At 44.3% G+C, this 14,837-nt stretch carries 15 protein-coding genes; 10 read left to right on the plus strand and 5 right to left on the minus strand.

The genetic code is table 11. From position 1 onward, the window contains the following. Positions 1 to 11: 11 nt before the first annotated feature. A complete protein-coding gene (locus tag THEPK_RS04690) occupies positions 12 to 482 on the plus strand; it encodes a hypothetical protein (RefSeq protein ID WP_042698928.1) in 471 nt (156 codons plus the stop codon). On the opposite strand, the gene THEPK_RS04695 is transcribed toward THEPK_RS04690, so the two are convergent. The 4 genes from THEPK_RS04695 to THEPK_RS04710 form a co-directional block, all read right to left on the minus strand. Further along, the gene (locus THEPK_RS04695) at positions 479 to 1,990 is read right to left on the minus strand and encodes a metallophosphoesterase family protein (protein ID WP_042698931.1); all 1,512 of its coding nucleotides are present in this window, start codon (positions 1,988 to 1,990) and stop codon (positions 479 to 481) included. The two genes, THEPK_RS04690 and THEPK_RS04695, sit on opposite strands and share 4 nt — an antisense overlap. A 5-nt stretch (positions 1,991 to 1,995) precedes the next feature. After that, positions 1,996 to 2,406 (minus strand): CBS domain-containing protein, encoded by a 411-nt coding sequence (locus THEPK_RS04700; protein ID WP_042698934.1) that lies wholly within the window; start codon positions 2,404 to 2,406, stop codon positions 1,996 to 1,998. A gap of 61 nt (positions 2,407 to 2,467) precedes the next feature. Further along, positions 2,468 to 3,367 carry a 2-phosphoglycerate kinase gene (locus THEPK_RS04705; protein ID WP_042698937.1) on the minus strand — a complete coding sequence of 300 codons (900 nt, stop codon included), beginning with the start codon at positions 3,365 to 3,367 and terminating at the stop codon, positions 2,468 to 2,470. Beyond that, positions 3,364 to 4,668 carry a 2,3-phosphoglycerate synthetase gene (locus tag THEPK_RS04710; protein WP_042698939.1) on the minus strand — a complete coding sequence of 435 codons (1,305 nt, stop codon included), beginning with the start codon at positions 4,666 to 4,668 and terminating at the stop codon, positions 3,364 to 3,366. The genes THEPK_RS04705 and THEPK_RS04710 overlap by 4 nt, the downstream gene beginning before the upstream one ends. A gap of 132 nt (positions 4,669 to 4,800) precedes the next feature. Between THEPK_RS04710 and wtpA the strand changes: the two genes are divergently transcribed. The 8 genes from wtpA to THEPK_RS04745 all read left to right on the plus strand — a co-directional run bounded on the left by wtpA (position 4,801) and on the right by THEPK_RS04745 (position 11,863). Then, positions 4,801 to 5,874 (plus strand): tungstate ABC transporter substrate-binding protein WtpA, encoded by a 1,074-nt coding sequence (gene wtpA / locus THEPK_RS04715; protein ID WP_042698941.1) that lies wholly within the window; start codon positions 4,801 to 4,803, stop codon positions 5,872 to 5,874. A 31-nt stretch (positions 5,875 to 5,905) separates the two neighbouring features. Next, positions 5,906 to 6,649 carry a tungstate ABC transporter permease WtpB gene (wtpB, locus tag THEPK_RS04720; protein ID WP_042698943.1) on the plus strand — a complete coding sequence of 248 codons (744 nt, stop codon included), beginning with the start codon at positions 5,906 to 5,908 and terminating at the stop codon, positions 6,647 to 6,649. A 47-nt stretch (positions 6,650 to 6,696) separates the two neighbouring features. Beyond that, a complete protein-coding gene (locus THEPK_RS04725) occupies positions 6,697 to 7,755 on the plus strand; it encodes an AAA family ATPase (protein ID WP_042698945.1) in 1,059 nt (352 codons plus the stop codon). A gap of 3 nt (positions 7,756 to 7,758) precedes the next feature. Continuing rightward, positions 7,759 to 8,523, plus strand: a complete 765-nt coding sequence (locus THEPK_RS04730; RefSeq protein WP_042698948.1) for a DUF3226 domain-containing protein — start codon at positions 7,759 to 7,761, stop codon at positions 8,521 to 8,523. Between the two features lie 4 nt (positions 8,524 to 8,527). Beyond that, positions 8,528 to 9,562 (plus strand): tungstate ABC transporter ATP-binding protein WtpC, encoded by a 1,035-nt coding sequence (wtpC, locus tag THEPK_RS04735; protein ID WP_042698951.1) that lies wholly within the window; start codon positions 8,528 to 8,530, stop codon positions 9,560 to 9,562. Positions 9,563 to 9,655: 93 nt separating this feature from the next. Beyond that, complete coding sequence (gene tnpA, locus THEPK_RS12570) at positions 9,656 to 10,066, plus strand: IS200/IS605 family transposase (RefSeq protein WP_083965032.1); 411 nt, start codon at positions 9,656 to 9,658, stop codon at positions 10,064 to 10,066. A gap of 62 nt (positions 10,067 to 10,128) precedes the next feature. Then, positions 10,129 to 11,229 carry an RNA-guided endonuclease InsQ/TnpB family protein gene (locus THEPK_RS04740; protein WP_232194535.1) on the plus strand — a complete coding sequence of 367 codons (1,101 nt, stop codon included), beginning with the start codon at positions 10,129 to 10,131 and terminating at the stop codon, positions 11,227 to 11,229. Positions 11,230 to 11,293: 64 nt separating this feature from the next. Continuing rightward, complete coding sequence (locus tag THEPK_RS04745; RefSeq protein ID WP_232194536.1) at positions 11,294 to 11,863, plus strand: aromatic amino acid transport family protein; 570 nt, start codon at positions 11,294 to 11,296, stop codon at positions 11,861 to 11,863. Here THEPK_RS04745 and THEPK_RS04750 read toward each other — a convergent pair. After that, positions 11,839 to 12,120, minus strand: a complete 282-nt coding sequence (locus THEPK_RS04750; protein ID WP_042698954.1) for a hypothetical protein — start codon at positions 12,118 to 12,120, stop codon at positions 11,839 to 11,841. The genes THEPK_RS04745 and THEPK_RS04750 overlap by 25 nt on opposite strands. Positions 12,121 to 12,220: 100 nt before the next feature. On the opposite strand from THEPK_RS04750, the gene THEPK_RS04755 reads away from it, so the two are divergent. Continuing rightward, the gene (locus THEPK_RS04755) at positions 12,221 to 14,836 is read left to right on the plus strand and encodes an ATP-dependent helicase (RefSeq protein WP_042698957.1); all 2,616 of its coding nucleotides are present in this window, start codon (positions 12,221 to 12,223) and stop codon (positions 14,834 to 14,836) included. Position 14,837 lies beyond the last annotated feature (1 nt).

Genomic DNA, 14,837 nt, shown 5'->3' on the forward strand with positions numbered 1-14,837 from the left:
GAGGATTTGAAATGAAAGTTGAAGGATTTGTTGCAAGTTTGAAGGATGCCGAAACAATCGAGGAGCTCTTTGACATACTTGAAAAGAAGGGCGCACCGGTTATAGAGTTTGATGGACAGAAGACTCTCGTAGTTGTTGAAGGGGACTTTGAGGGAAAGCCGTTTTGGACTGAAATAAACGGTAAAAAGGCTAACTTTGCCCTTGGAGATGCAATGTTGAACTCTGCGAGCTTCCCCTTCAAGTGTAAGAAGCCCTACACCGGTGGAAATGCCATATTCGTGAACTTCGAAAACATAGAGAGTGAGGAATTCCTTGTTGCTTATAGGTCAGAAGATACAATAAGGGCGTTTCATGTGAAAGGTAGTGATGTTAAAAAAATAGACGAGAAAAAATACAAAGAGCTTATTGCCAAAATGCCCGAGTTCAAAGTTAAGGGCTTCTCTGAAGAGCAGATGGACATGATGGGTGCCTTCTTCGGCTAAGCCCACGGCACTTTTGTTTTTATTTTCCATATCCCGAGAAGTTTTCTTGAGCCCCAAGTCGCCTGTATTTCAAATGCCGCTATCATGTCTTCATAGATGTCTATTAAGTTGAAGGAGTTTCCAAATGGGTTTCTATGGAGCTCCCAGCTTATCGAGCCTGCGTTTATTATTGGGGTTTCCTCAACTTTTATTCCAAGCGTATTGCCACCGTGACCGGTTAAAACTAACTCTGCCTTTTCTTCTGTCAGTATTTTCAAAACGTTGCCACCATCTTCCAGAAATCCTATCTCTCTGCTTCTGGGTATCGGAATTATATTGTGGTGCATTACAACAACCTTAAACTTATCTTCGTGCTCTCTCAGATGCTGCTTCAAAATCTTCTGACCTATTCTTCCAACCACACCTATAGGAGTCTCATATTGGGCTGAGATTATCGGGATGAAGGCAAAACTGTCCATTTCCAGAATTTTTGGTTCTCCAAAATATTCTCTGAAGAGCTCGTAGCCGAGGTAAGTGATGTCGTTGTGGCCCGGCACTATAATCTTCTCCGGCTTAATTTTTTCCCAGAACTCGTAGGCCTTTGCATAATAACGCTCTGTTCCAACATCTACCACGTCTCCGCAGTGGATAACTAAGTCGGGCTTATATTTTTCGTTGATGGCTTTAATTGCGTTTTTCAAAATTCTCTCCCTGAAATAAACCCTGTCTGATACATTACTCTCGCTCATCTGGACGATTCTTAGCAGCCTTCTTTTCTTTGGAACGAAAATCCTCTGCTTTTTGATTTTGAATTCCCTTCTTGCGATTTCTCCCGTCACTCGCTTTATGCTTACCGAGATTTTTCCATCTTCCTTGATTTTAATTATGTTGTAGCTGTTTACGTCGCCTTTTCTGGTCTTTCTGCAGGAGGTACAGCCGGCATTTGCCACAACAAGCCCTTCAACTTTGTAGATGTTGGGTACGTGTTTGTGGCCGCAGATATAGAGGTTGACTTCATGCTTTAAAAGCAAGTCTAAAACATCTCCAGCATTGAACAAGACGTTCCTTTCCCTCCCCGTGTCTGGTAGAGGGACTAAATGGTGGTGGGAGGCAACAATCTTGAACTTTTTGTGGGAATACTCCTCCAGCTTTTCTTTAAGCCACTGGAACTTGTATCCGCCTATCCTTCCATCGCTTAGGTCCGGTATCGTGGAATCAACCCATATAATGACGAGGTCGTCCTTCTCATAAACGCCATTTAGCGGCCCTATATACTTCTCAAATAGCTCATAGCCGACGTTTCTTGCATCATGGTTTCCGGGAACAACTATTAGGGGCTTCTGGATTTTTTTCAACTCATAGCTTGCTCTCTCGTATTCTTCTTTCAACCCTTCATTTGTCACGTCCCCCGTGTGAACAACTATATCATAGTCGAGCGTGTTGATTTCGTTGGCTATTAAATCGTAGGCGTACCCCTTGTAGGCTTCACCGCTGGTTATGTGGGTGTCGCTTATGTGAGCTATTTTCATTTCCATCACTCTGCCGCTATCGACGTTTCGAGCTTTCTTCTGCTTGCCTCAAGCAGATCGCTCAGCGTAAAAATCCCCACTACTTTTCCTTCTTCTCTGATCAGTATGTGTTTTATCCTCTTTGCCGCCATAATTTTCAAAACTTCTTTTAGGGGAGTGTTGGCGTCTACAGTGATGAGTTCTTTTGTCATAATCTCCTTCACGGGTGTTGTGTAGGGCAGACCGGGAACGATTACCCTTCTTATAACATCGCTTTTTGTAAAGAAGCCCACTACGCTGTCGTTTTCATCAACAACCACAAGAGAACCGATGTCAAAATCCATCATCACTTTGCACGCCTCTTGGACACTATCCTCAGGTCTCACCCCTATGAGCTTCTTCGTCATATAAACTTTAATAGGTGCATTTTCATCCATGGGAATCACCGTAAAAGCTCTCAACATTAATTGGACTCAAAAAGATAAAAGAGTTTTGTCCTTAAATTGAAAGCTCAATGCCTCTTTCTTTAAGCCGTTTTGGTATCTCTTCCATGAGATTGTTCATTATTGCATTTACAGACTGTTCGAGCTCGACGTTCTCTATAATTGGAATTCCATGTTCTTTTGCTTTTTCGATTAAATACTCTTGGATGCGCATTATGTTGTCTATGTTTTTTACGTAGTATTCTGCCGGCCTGAGGCTGTAACGGGCCCTTTCATAGAACCTTGCTTCAAGTGCCTCAAGGTTTTTTACAGTTATGAGATACATAAAGCTTCTGTCGTTCAGGCTTACATAACCCGGAACTAGGTGAATTCCCTCTATTATCGTGTTGAAACCCTCCTTGTATGAACGCTCTACAACTGCGTTAATTCCTACGGTTACATACCGAACTTGACTCTCAAATCCGTATATTAGGGGATCCACGTCTTTTGGCAAGTTTCTGAGCTCTTTCCATGCTAAAAACGAGGAAGTGTGGATCGATGGTAGGAGCTCTTTGCTTATTATCTTCCTCATTACCTCTCTGACGGTATCAGTCCCTAGTATGGTTCTTATTCCAAGCCTAAAGGCCAGCTCTGTTGCTAACGTGGATTTTCCAACCCCTGTTGCTCCTCCAAGGAGGATTATCATCGGGTACTTCAGCTTTCTGAGCTCATGCCAGAAAAGGTACCTTCTGGCGGCGTCTTTTAGTCCATGATCCAGGAGCTTCTTATAGGTCATCTTTCGGATGTCCTCTTTGGTAATGATCTTTGTCTTTTTTCTCTCGAGTTCCTTTACTATCTCCGCAGCTATTGAGTAGGCAACTCCAACGTCAACACCAGCTGAGGTTATTGACCTTGTCAGGATGCCTCTTGAAAAGGGCAGCTTGGTGTTTTTCTCAGGGTCAACGACGATTATCATCTGACATCCCCTCTGAGTTCTCTTCCGATTTTCAGAATCGCTTCCTTCAAGTCCTTACCGTCCATATTCACCGGCTCGTTGTCAAGGTAAATTATTTCTTTTCCGCGCTGGAGGACTTCCTTTGTAACCACATCCACAGCCGCTGCCTTAAGCTCCACTATAACCGTATCGTAATCATCAAAGCGCTTTAGATCCTCCCTCAGTTTTGCTCTGTTTGATAGGTTCGGGCTTTTTCCAACTATCTCCACTCCATAGTTTTCTTCAAGATGCTTTGCCGCCTTCTCAAGCCCTTCTGGAGGTGCGGTCATGACAAGAAGGGCTTTTTTGCCCCTCACATCTCCCAGAGGCCTCGGCTTGAAGGCCGTTAGATGTATATCTGCTTTTGGGTTTATGTATTTCAAAACTCTCTGGAGCTCTTGAAGCTTCTCTTTGCTTACCATATCGGCAAGTGTAACCACGATTAAGTCCGCCAATCCCACTCTAAACGGACCGAAATAGCTCCTTATGAACTCAATCCTCTGAGTTGCACCAACGACGGTTATGTATTTGTCTGCCTTAACCGCGGGAAAAGTTGCGCCACTTCCCTCGAGTATCACGATATCCCCTTCAAGCTTTTCCGCAAGCTTTACTCCCTTGTCAACTATGTCAAAAAAGCTGAAGCCTGCCATTCCGCCCCCACATCTTCTGCATCCAATGGTTAAAACTCTAGCGGTTAGGGCGTCTTCAAAATGGTCAGAAGCAGCATGCTTGCCTGACTCCGCAATTTTTACCAGAAACTCGGGAGTTATCTCTATCTTATCTCCCTCAATTATCTCCGGCTCTTCCGGCCCTCCCCTGCCCATTGTTACTATTATGGGCTTTGCGATTTGTTTTAGAGTTCTTGCAACAAAACCACTTACCGCTGTTTTTCCAACTCTTTTGCCGGTTCCGAGTATTGTTATGCTCGGTTTGCTTATTTTTAACATCTTCTTGGGGGAGAACTCAAAATCAGCGCCCCTGTATTTTATTCCATGCTTTAGGAGCACTGCCGCTATTCTAAACCTGTCCTCATAGTTCACCACTGGTTCGTCGCTCAAATCAATAACTTCTTCAATTTTGTTCTCTTTGATAGCTCGCTCTATCTCAATAAGATAGTCCTCACCAGAATACAGCTTGACACCTATTTTTTTCTCAAGAGACTTAATATCTCCTATCTTTTCCGTACCTCCCAAAAACACGGCACAACATACGTCCTTGAGCTGCTTAATAGCCCAAGCCGTTACATCTGGATAGTGCTCCCCGTCAATAAGCACCATTCTCATTTTCTCACCTTTAAAAGTTTAGGATAGCTAAGTATAAAATCCTTCTGGAGTAAGCAAACTGGCTTAACTTTAACACATCTGTTTGCTCAAAATGTTTAAATGTTTAAAGTGGAGTATTCTTCTGGTGGTTTGATGAAACGGGCATCATTGATCCTTGTGGGGGTTCTCCTCTTTGCGATAATTGCCAGCGGCTGCATTGGGGATAATGGAGTTAAGGACACTGGAACGAAGGAAAGCATTGCTCCTCTATCAGGACAAACGGAACTCCAAAAATCAACTTTGAAGATTTTCCATGCTGGCTCTCTGAGTGAGCCCTTAAAAGACGTCAGCGAGGCTTTCAGGGAATATGCTAAAACCCTTGGCTATGATGTGGAAATTCAAGCAGAGGCTAGTGGAAGTGTTATGGCCGTTAGAAAGGTCACAGACTTGGGGAAAAAAGCCGATATTGTTGCCCTTGCGGATTATACCCTAATCCCTCAGTTGCTGGTGCCCAACTATACGGACTTTTACGTCCTTTTTGCGACCAATGAGATAGTCATAGCATTCACCGATAAGAGCAGATACGCTGATGAAATCAACTCCAACAACTGGTACGAAATTCTGGCGAGAGAGGAGGTTTCCTTTGGATTCAGCGACCCCAATCAGGATCCCTGTGGCTACAGAAGCCTTATGGTGATGAAGCTTGCCGATATCTATTATGGAAAGCCGATTTTTGAGACTCTGGTGGAGAGGAACACCAACATATATGCCGAAGGAAACCACATAGTTGCCCCAAAGGAAATCCAAATTAAGACGGACAAAGTTGTTATAAGGCCAAAGGAAACGGACTTAACTGGCTTGGTGGAGAGCGGTAGTCTGGACTACTATTTCATCTACAAAAGCGTTGCAATGCAGCATAACTTGAGATTCGTTGAACTGCCCAAAGAAATCAATCTGAAGGATTTTGCCTTGGCAGAGCACTACGGGCAGGTTTCAATAACACTGGGCTCAACAGGGAAAACCATCAAAGCAAAGCCGATTGTTTATGGGGTCACAGTTCTAAAAGATGCTCCCAACAGGGAGCTTGCCCTCGAGTACCTGAAGTTCTTGCTTAGTGAGAAGGGCAGGGAAATCTTTGAGAAGAACCATCAGGATTTCATATGGCCACCTGTTGGATTTGGAAACATTCCAGAGGAGATCAAAGATGGAGTGGAGGTAGAGGGCTAAACTTTTTATCTTTTTCTTCAGAGGTGAGGGTATGAGGGATTACGTAACATGGTTTTTCGCTCTGCTCGGCACGTTCCTTGTTCTGTACATCCTCCTTCCGTTAGCCGTTATCATAGGGAAGCAACTTTTCGACTGGGAGATGCTAGTAGAGACGCTCCACGATGGCCTTGTTTTGGAAGCCCTTAAAAATTCTTTCCTAACTTCCACGGCTGCAATGCTGATTTCCCTCCTTTTTGGAGTCCCCCTTGGTTATGTGCTCGCAAGGAAGGATTTTGTGGGGAAGAGTTTTGTCCAGGCGGTTGTTGACGTCCCAATAGTCATCCCACACTCCGTTGTTGGCATAATGCTTCTTGTGACATTTTCAAACAAAATTCTGGACAGCTATCTCGGAATAATAATGGCAATGCTTTTTGTCTCTGCACCTTTCACAATCAACGCTGCCAGAGACGGGTTTTTGGCGGTAGATGAGAAGCTTGAGCATGTGGCAAGAACCTTGGGGGCGAGTAAGTTAAAGGCATTCCTCACGGTTTCCCTCCCAATTGCAATGCCCTCTATTCTGAGCGGTGCCATAATGACGTGGGCGAGGGCGATAAGCGAAGTGGGAGCAATCCTAATCGTTGCATATTACCCAAAAACTGCGCAGGTTCTGGTCATGGAGTACTTTAACAACTATGGGTTGAGGGCTTCAAGGCCGATTTCCGTTATCCTTGTACTGCTGAGCTTGAGCATCTTCGTTGTTCTAAGGTGGATTGTAGGGAGGTCGAGAAATGCTTGAGGATAAAGCTTTAAGTGAATTGAATCAAATACTTAAAGGGATGCCTTATGATAACCTCTCTTGAAGTTAAAAATTTCAGGGGAATCAAAAACCTGAAGCTTGAAAACCTTGGACAGATCAATATAATTGCTGGTAAAAACAATGCGGGTAAATCAAGTGTTCTTGAAGCGTTGTCTCTCTTTTTGAGTGCTCCAGAAGGAGCTCAGGCGTTTAAAGACATTCTTCAAGAGGTTTTGATATGGAGAGGATGGTACGGGCCTCAAACGGTGGAGGACTTGTTCTATAAGAAAGCGCAATCTGCGGAAATTGCGGCAGTGCAGAAAGGTCATAATGCATTACTGCCTGACCTTTATGTTGAGCAGAAAAGTTCATGGCAGCTTACATTAAAAAAGGAGAAAAGTCATAACGCACTACTGCCTGACCTCTATGTTGAGTTGAGGGGATTCAATCTGAGAGCGCCAAAATTAAAAGCTAGATTTCCGGTATCCAATCTCGTTGATCCTAATGTGTTGTCTTCATTCCTCCTTTCAGCAAAGTTCGAACCTGGGCTGAATTTTGAGTTTATCACTCCTTTAACCCTCCGCAAGTTTGGATACGTTGAGAGTCTTTACTCCTTTGCATATGAAAGAAAGGTCGTGAAGAACAGCGTGAAGGTTCTCAAAGAAGCGTATCCAGAGGTTGAAGGCTTCAGTCCACTATTTAAGGCAAATAAATGGATACTCCACGTCGAAACGAGACATGGGGTTTATCCCTACTATCTGATGGGAGAGGGATTCAAAAATGCTATGATCATAGCCTTTCTCTCGTCACTTTTAAAGAGCGGGTACCTCCTCATTGACTCAGCAGAAGCTTTTCATCACCCAGCGTCTTTGAAAGTCATGGCTAAAACTATTATCAAGGGGGTAAAAGAAAACAAAGTCCAGGTATTTTTAACGACTCACAGCCTTGAGCTGATTGACATACTCATAGAATATGGGGCTGAAAATGGACTTGATGGAAAGTTAATTTACATGAAACGTGAGGGTGAAAAAATTAATGCGAAAGTTGAACCTTTTGAAAAGGCTAGGGAACTCAGGGAAATTCTAGGGCTGGACTTGAGGGGATGAGCTATGCAGGAGCAATGGAATGTTAGGGTACTTCTCTTGGAGGGTCCAACCGATATCAGCTTTTTTGTTCCCATCCTCAAGAGGATGTATGGATTTCAAGAAGCCCCCAAAGAGCTCTATGGCAAGATTAAGATCGGGAAAAATTATCCTAACGGGAATCGGGACAGTTTGTCCAAGCCAGTATGCATAGTAAAAAACGGGCGGGTAGTGGTTCTGTTTCATGTTGGAGGGCGAGACAAATTGCCAAAGGCTCTTAGGGGTGTTCTGACTACCCTTGATGCTTACTGGGATGAAGACTTCAGGCCCAGAATTGTGGGTGTTGTACGGGATATTGACACAGAACATAACGTCTTTAATTGGGTCAAAAGTGTCCTCCGTTCTTTAAATTTTGAAGAAAACGGGGAGGGTATCCTTCTGGTTGGCGGTATCAGAGTTGTACCTTTTGGTCTTGGTAATGTGGGCGTGGATAATCCGAACATCGAGGAAAAGAGAGAGCTTGAGCTTTTACTCACTGCACTTGTGGAAAAGGCGGGCACATTGTCTGAGTTTGAACGTTCTTTGGAACAGCTTAAAGAAGACGCCCAGAGAAAGCTCAAGCCAAAAGACGTGATGCACGTTCTGGCTATTGCCAAAGATTATGACGGGGACGCAATGTCCGGACTTTACAGAAAATTCATTGAAGAACTCATCAGAGCAAAGCCAGAACTCATAGAGGAGCTTCTTGAAGAGTCCGGTCTAAGAGGATTCCTCGACAAAATGGTGGGGTAACGGTATGCTTGAAGTTAAATCCATCTCCAAAGACTGGAAAGAGTTCAGAATTAGAGATGTCAATTTTGAGGTTAAGAAAGGGGAGTACTTCATAATTTTGGGCCCTAGTGGTGCTGGAAAGACCCTTCTCCTTGAGCTCATCGCTGGCATCTTTACACCAGATTCTGGAAAAATCTTTATGGATGGAAAGGAGATAACTTTTCTTCCACCGGAGAAGAGGGACTTAGCTTACATTCCTCAAAACTACGCTCTCTTTCCTCATATGAAAGTTTACGACAACATAGCCTACGGGTTGAAGCTCAGAAAAATTCCAAAAAATGAAATCAATAAGAGGATTAGGGAGATTGCAGAGATTCTTGAAATCTCACATCTTTTGCACAGAAAACCAAAAACGCTGAGCGGTGGTGAAGCTCAAAGGGTTGCCATTGCGAGGGCTTTAGTACTGGAGCCAAGGCTTATACTTCTTGATGAGCCTTTTGCGAATCTGGACGTTCAAACTAGGGCTAAGCTCATTCAAGAGATGAAACGCTGGAGAAGGGAGCTTAGCTTCACGGCTTTACACGTAACGCATTCTTTTGAAGAGGCTGTCAGTTTAGGGGATAGAGTTGGTGTAATGCTGAACGGAAAATTGATCCAAACCGGAGAAGTTAGAGAAGTCTTTTCCAAGCCTAAAAATGAAGAAGTCGCGAGGTTTCTTGGGTTTGAAAACATAATAGAGGGGATTGCGGAAGGGAAGATATTAAGGGCGAACGGAATTTCAATAGAGCTACCTGGAGAGTTTAAAGGGAAGCTGAGAGTTGGAATAAGGCCGGAGGACATCGTTATATCCAATGGGCCCATAAAAACCTCTGCAAGAAACGAGTTCAAAGCTAAGGTGTTAGCGGTTGAAGATCTGGGCTCTCTAGTGAGACTAACCCTTGATATTGGTGGAATTGAGCTTAGAGCTTTTATAACCCGCTCTTCTCTTGTAGAGATGGGGATTGAAGAGGGAAAAGAGGTTTACCTAAGCTTTAAAGCAACGGCGATCCATGTCTTTTAACACATTCGGGCGGGAAGTCCCCTCCCTATCGGAAGGGGATGAAAGCCCGAAACCCTTAAATACTTTCATAGTTACACAAAATTTGGGATAACTATTAAATACAAACTCGATAAAGGAGCACACTCAGTCTATTCACTCTACTACCACCTCATTTTAGTCGTAAAATACCGCAGAAAAGTCTTCACCAACGACAGGATAATAGACTTTCTTAAACAGAAAATCCACGAAATATCGGAGACCCACGAGGTAGAAGTTCTCGCTATCGAGACAGACCAAGACCACGTTCACATCCTCTTCAAGGCAAAACCCACCCTCAACATACCAAAATACATCAACGCCCTAAAGACAATCACATCACGGGAAATACGCAGGAACTTCCCGGAAGTGAAGGAAAAACTCTGGAGAAACGCTTTCTGGTCGCCCTTATACTTCCTCGCAACATCTGGGCAAGTGACCCTCGACGTTCTCAAAGCCTACGTTGAGAGTCAGGGTGAGGAAAGTTGATGCGTTCCTACCGCTTCAGAATCTATCCCTCAAAAGCACAACAGGAAAGGATGCTCTAACATATGAAACTCTGTAGCTGGCTCTACAACGAGTTATTGAGGGCAATACGGGAAGACCCTTCACTCAGGAGAACCGACACCCAAAGGCTAATCGTCGAGCTGAAGAAGGAAAAGCCAGAACTCAAGGAAGTCTACTCTAAAGTTCTCCAAATGGTGAACCACCAACTCTGGAACAACCTGACCGTCCTGAAGGTTCTAAAAAAGAACGGGCATAAGATAGGAAAGCTAAGATACAAAACCTCGCCGAATAGCTGGAAGACTCTGAACTACAATCAAAGCGGGTTCAAGCTCGATGAAGGGAGGAAGAGACTGCACCTTTCCAAAATTGGAGAAGTTCCCATAAAGCTCCACAGGAAAATTAAGGGCAGGATTAAAGGAGTAATCATAAAACGGACGAAGAGTGGAAAATGGTATGCTATCTTTCAGGTTGAGGAAGAACCAGAACCACTACCTAAAACGGGTAGAGCAGTTGGAATTGATTTGGGGGTGGCTAATTTCGTCGTTGATAGCGACGGCAACGCTTTTGAAAACCCTCTGTTCCTTGAGAAATCCCTCGAAAGGATTAAGAAGATACAGAGAAGGCTCTCAAGGAAGCAAAAAGGTTCGAAGAACTGGGAGAAGGAGAGGATAAAATTAGCTAAAGCTTATGAAAAGCTAACGAACCAGCGAAATGATTTTCTCCATAAGCTCGCCCTCTACTACGTCAGGAATTACGACATTATCGTCGTGGAGAAATTAAAAGCGAAGAATATGGTTGAGAACGGTCATAGAAGTCTCAACCGTCGTTTGCTCGATTCCTCTCTTGGTGCTTTCATTAGGACACTCCCCGACAAGGCTGAGAGAGCTGGTCGGAGGGTTGTTTTTGTTGAGCCAGCTTACACTTCGAGGACTTGCTCCCGTTGTGGGTTCGTTGTGGAGGAATTGCCTCTTTCGGAGAGAGTTTTTCACTGTCCGAAGTGTGGGCTGGTGATGGATAGAGATTTGAACGCTTCCTTCAACATATTGAGAAGGGGTTTGGATGAAGGGTTGGGACGACCCGGATTGCCTGTGGAGGGAAGACCTTTACCCCGTGTCGTGCCTTTTGAGGCAGTCATCACGGGGTAAGTCTTCCTTATGAAGCAGGAAGCCCCGCCCGAAAGGACGGGGTAGTTCACACGGATTGGGAGTTGTGATTTTTGCTTATGTCAGCCACATGGTAATCCCTGAGCTCCTTAAAGGGCTTGAAGACGTGAAAACAACAACAAAAGCAGTATTTATAGGCTACCTAGTCCCAATGGTTTTTTACGCTTTCTTTGCTCTTTCATTTGTAGGGGCCTTTGGTGCAGATACGCCTGAACTCGCAACAACTGCACTTGAGAGGTTATACGGAAGTCTGGGCAGAATTCTGGGCCTTGTATTGCCTCTTGCAGCAATATGCACGAGCTATATAGGTGTGGCGCTCTCAGAGATGGACAATATGAAAGATGTCCTGCGGATGAACAGGTCTTATGCATGGGCATTAACAGTGTTTCCACCTTTGCTGATATACTTTGCCGGTCTTAAGAGCTTTGTAAATGCCCTATGGCTGGCAGGAACTTTTGGAGGAATTCTCTATGCAGGCATACTGCCAACAGCGATGTATTTGAAGGCAAAGAGGCAGCATGGGAGCTTTCACCTTAACATTCCGCACTCAGTCGCTTACTTCTCTGGGCTGGTCTTCTTTGTGCTCTTCCTTTATTCACTCGCCTCTCTGGCGTGAATTTTATATTTTACCACATACCTTCCCTTTTCAAAATCTTCTTCCTCCTCAATGACCTCAACCGGCTCCACTTTTAGTTCAAACTCCATAGCCTCCCATTTGATGTCCTCAAAGTAATCAAAAAGCCCACAGGTCTTGCAGAAATAGCCTTTAAACTCAATTATCGCTTCATCGTCTCTTATCTCTATTATCTTGGCCTGGGCTTCGCTTCCATGAAGTCTGTTAAATTCCTCAATGGCTTTTTTAAGCTTCTCCATGACTCTCCCTGTTGGAATTTAGTTCTGGATCTTTAAATGATTCTGTTCGAAAATCGTATCAAAACTTTTAAAGTCCGGCTATAAAGGATTATCGAGGGCTATGATAAGGTTTGCGAGCAGGGAATACAGCGATGAGGAAATATACGCAATCCTTGACAGGCCTATCGGCGAGTGGTTTAGGCGTAAGTTTGGAACTTTTACTCCCCCTCAGAGATACGCGGTTGTTGAAATTCACAAGGGAGAAAATGTTCTTATATCCTCCCCAACAGGTAGTGGAAAAACCCTATCGGCTTTTCTTGCCGCAATAAACGAGCTTGTCCTCCTTGGAAAAGAGGGTAAGCTGGAAGATCAGATTTACGTTCTCTACGTTTCTCCGCTGAGGGCTTTGAACAACGATATAAGGAGGAACCTTGAGGAGCCGTTAAGTGAGATAAGGGAAGTTTATAGAGAACTTGGATATGAGCTGCCAGAGATAAGAGTGGCTGTGAGAACAAGCGATACCCCAAGCTATGAAAAGCAGAAGATGGTGAAAAAGCCGCCCCATATTTTAATAACCACCCCTGAAAGCCTGGCAATCGCCCTAAATGCTCCCAAGTTCAGTCAAAAACTTAAGACGGTTAAATATGTCATCGTCGATGAAGTCCACGCTCTGGCTGAGAACAAAAGGGGCACTCATTTGGCCTTAAGCCTCGAGAGACTTCAAAACCTTGCCGGAGATTTTGTTAGGATTGGACTAAGTGCTACAATTCATCCCCTTGAGGAAGTTGCCAAGTTCGTCTTTGGCTACAACGATGATGGAAGTCCAAGGCCGGGCATTATAGTTGATGTTAGCTTTGCAAAGCAGACTGAAATTAAGGTTGAGAGCGTTGTTGAAGACCTTGTTTACGCATCTGCAAATGAACTCAGTGAAGCCCTGTATAAAAGGCTTGACGAGCTTATAGAGCAGCATCGGACGACTTTAATATTTACAAACACACGAAGCGGTGCCGAAAGAGTAGCCTATCACCTCAAGAAAAAGTTTCCAAAATACGCTGAGCTAATTGAGGCACATCACTCAAGCCTTTCTAGGGATGTTAGGCTTGAAGTTGAGGAGAAACTGAAAAGAGGGGAGCTCAAGGCGGTAGTTTCAAGCACCTCTCTGGAGCTTGGCATTGATATCGGAAGCATTGATCTTGTTGTTTTAATAGGCTCCCCCAAGAGCGTCAACAGAGCACTTCAAAGAATTGGAAGGGCTGGGCATAGATTGCATGAAGTAAGCAAAGGAATTATTCTTGTTCTGGACAGGGATGACTTGGTGGAATGTACGGTTTTAGCCCATAACGCAAGGAATAGAAGGCTCGATAGAATAAAAATCCCCCAGAACGCGTTGGATGTCCTTGCACAGCACCTTCTTGGCATGGCTCTTGAAAGGGTCTGGGATATAAAGGAAGCATATTCCCTTGTTAGAAGGGCTTATCCATACCGCAACCTGAGTTTTGATGACTTTATGAGCGTTTTACGTTATCTTGCGGGAGAATATGCGGGCTTGGAGGAGAAGAATGTTTACGCAAAAATCTGGCTCGATGAGGAGGAAGGAAAGTTCGGCAAGAGAGGGAAAATGACGAGGGCAATCTACTACATGAACACCGGCACTATTCCAGATGAGGCAAAAATTGAAGTTTATACTCTCGATAAGCGCTTCATAGGAACGGTTGAGGAAGAATTTGCCGAGAGGTTAATGCCTGGGGATATCTTCGTTTTAGCCGGCAGGACGTATGAGTTCAGGAAATCACGGGGCAATAGAATATACGTTGTGCCGAAAGAAGGTGCAAAGCCCACTATTCCGGCATGGTTTTCTGAGATGCTGCCACTAAGCTTTGACTTAGCTTTGGACGTTCAGAGGTTTAGACGAGAAGTTAAAGGACTTTTAAACAACAGAAGGGCTAGGAGGTTCCTCATGAAAAAGTATCAAATCGATGAAAAAGCCGCAAAGGCAATTTTGGGGTATTTTAGGGAGCAGGAGAAGTATTCTATAATTCCAGATGATGAGGTTCTTTTAGTTGAAGAGGTCTTTGACGAGAAAAGGGTTAAGTACTTTTTCCACACGCTGATAGGAAGGAGGGCTAATGAAGCCATTAGCAGGGTCTTTGCATACCTTATCAGCAAGAAGAAGAGAACAAACGTGGGAATGGCAATAAGCGACAACGGATTCGTGCTGATACTCCCCAAGGAAAAGTCTCTAAGCGAAGAGGAAATTAAGGGACTGTTTCAGGTTGAGGACTTGAGGGAGACTTTAAAGAGGGCATTGGACAACACGGAGCTTTTGAAGAGAAGGTTTAGACACGTTGCCAACAGGGGGTTGCTCATCCTTAGGAGGTACATGGGGAGGAAGAAGAGCTTAAGCAGGCAACAGCTGAATGCACAAACCCTTTTGAGGCTCTTGAAGAAGAACTATCCCGATTTTCCTCTGCTCAGAGAGGTCTACCGCGAGATAATGGAAGACAAAATGGACATAGAAAACGCGGAGCTCTTTTTGAGCTGGGTGAAAGAGGGGAAGATAAAAATTATCATTGAACACAACGAGCTTCCGAGTCCATTTGCGTTCAACCTTGAGGTAATCGGAGCGAGCGACGTTGTCCTCATGGAGGATAGACGAGAACTAATCAAGCAGCTGCACAGCAAGATTATGAAGCTGATAGGTGAAAAACAAATAAAAGAAGAGTCCAAAAACGCCTAGG

The organism is Thermococcus sp. PK (genome assembly GCF_000430485.1).
GTDB lineage: Archaea > Methanobacteriota_B > Thermococci > Thermococcales > Thermococcaceae > Thermococcus_A > Thermococcus_A bergensis.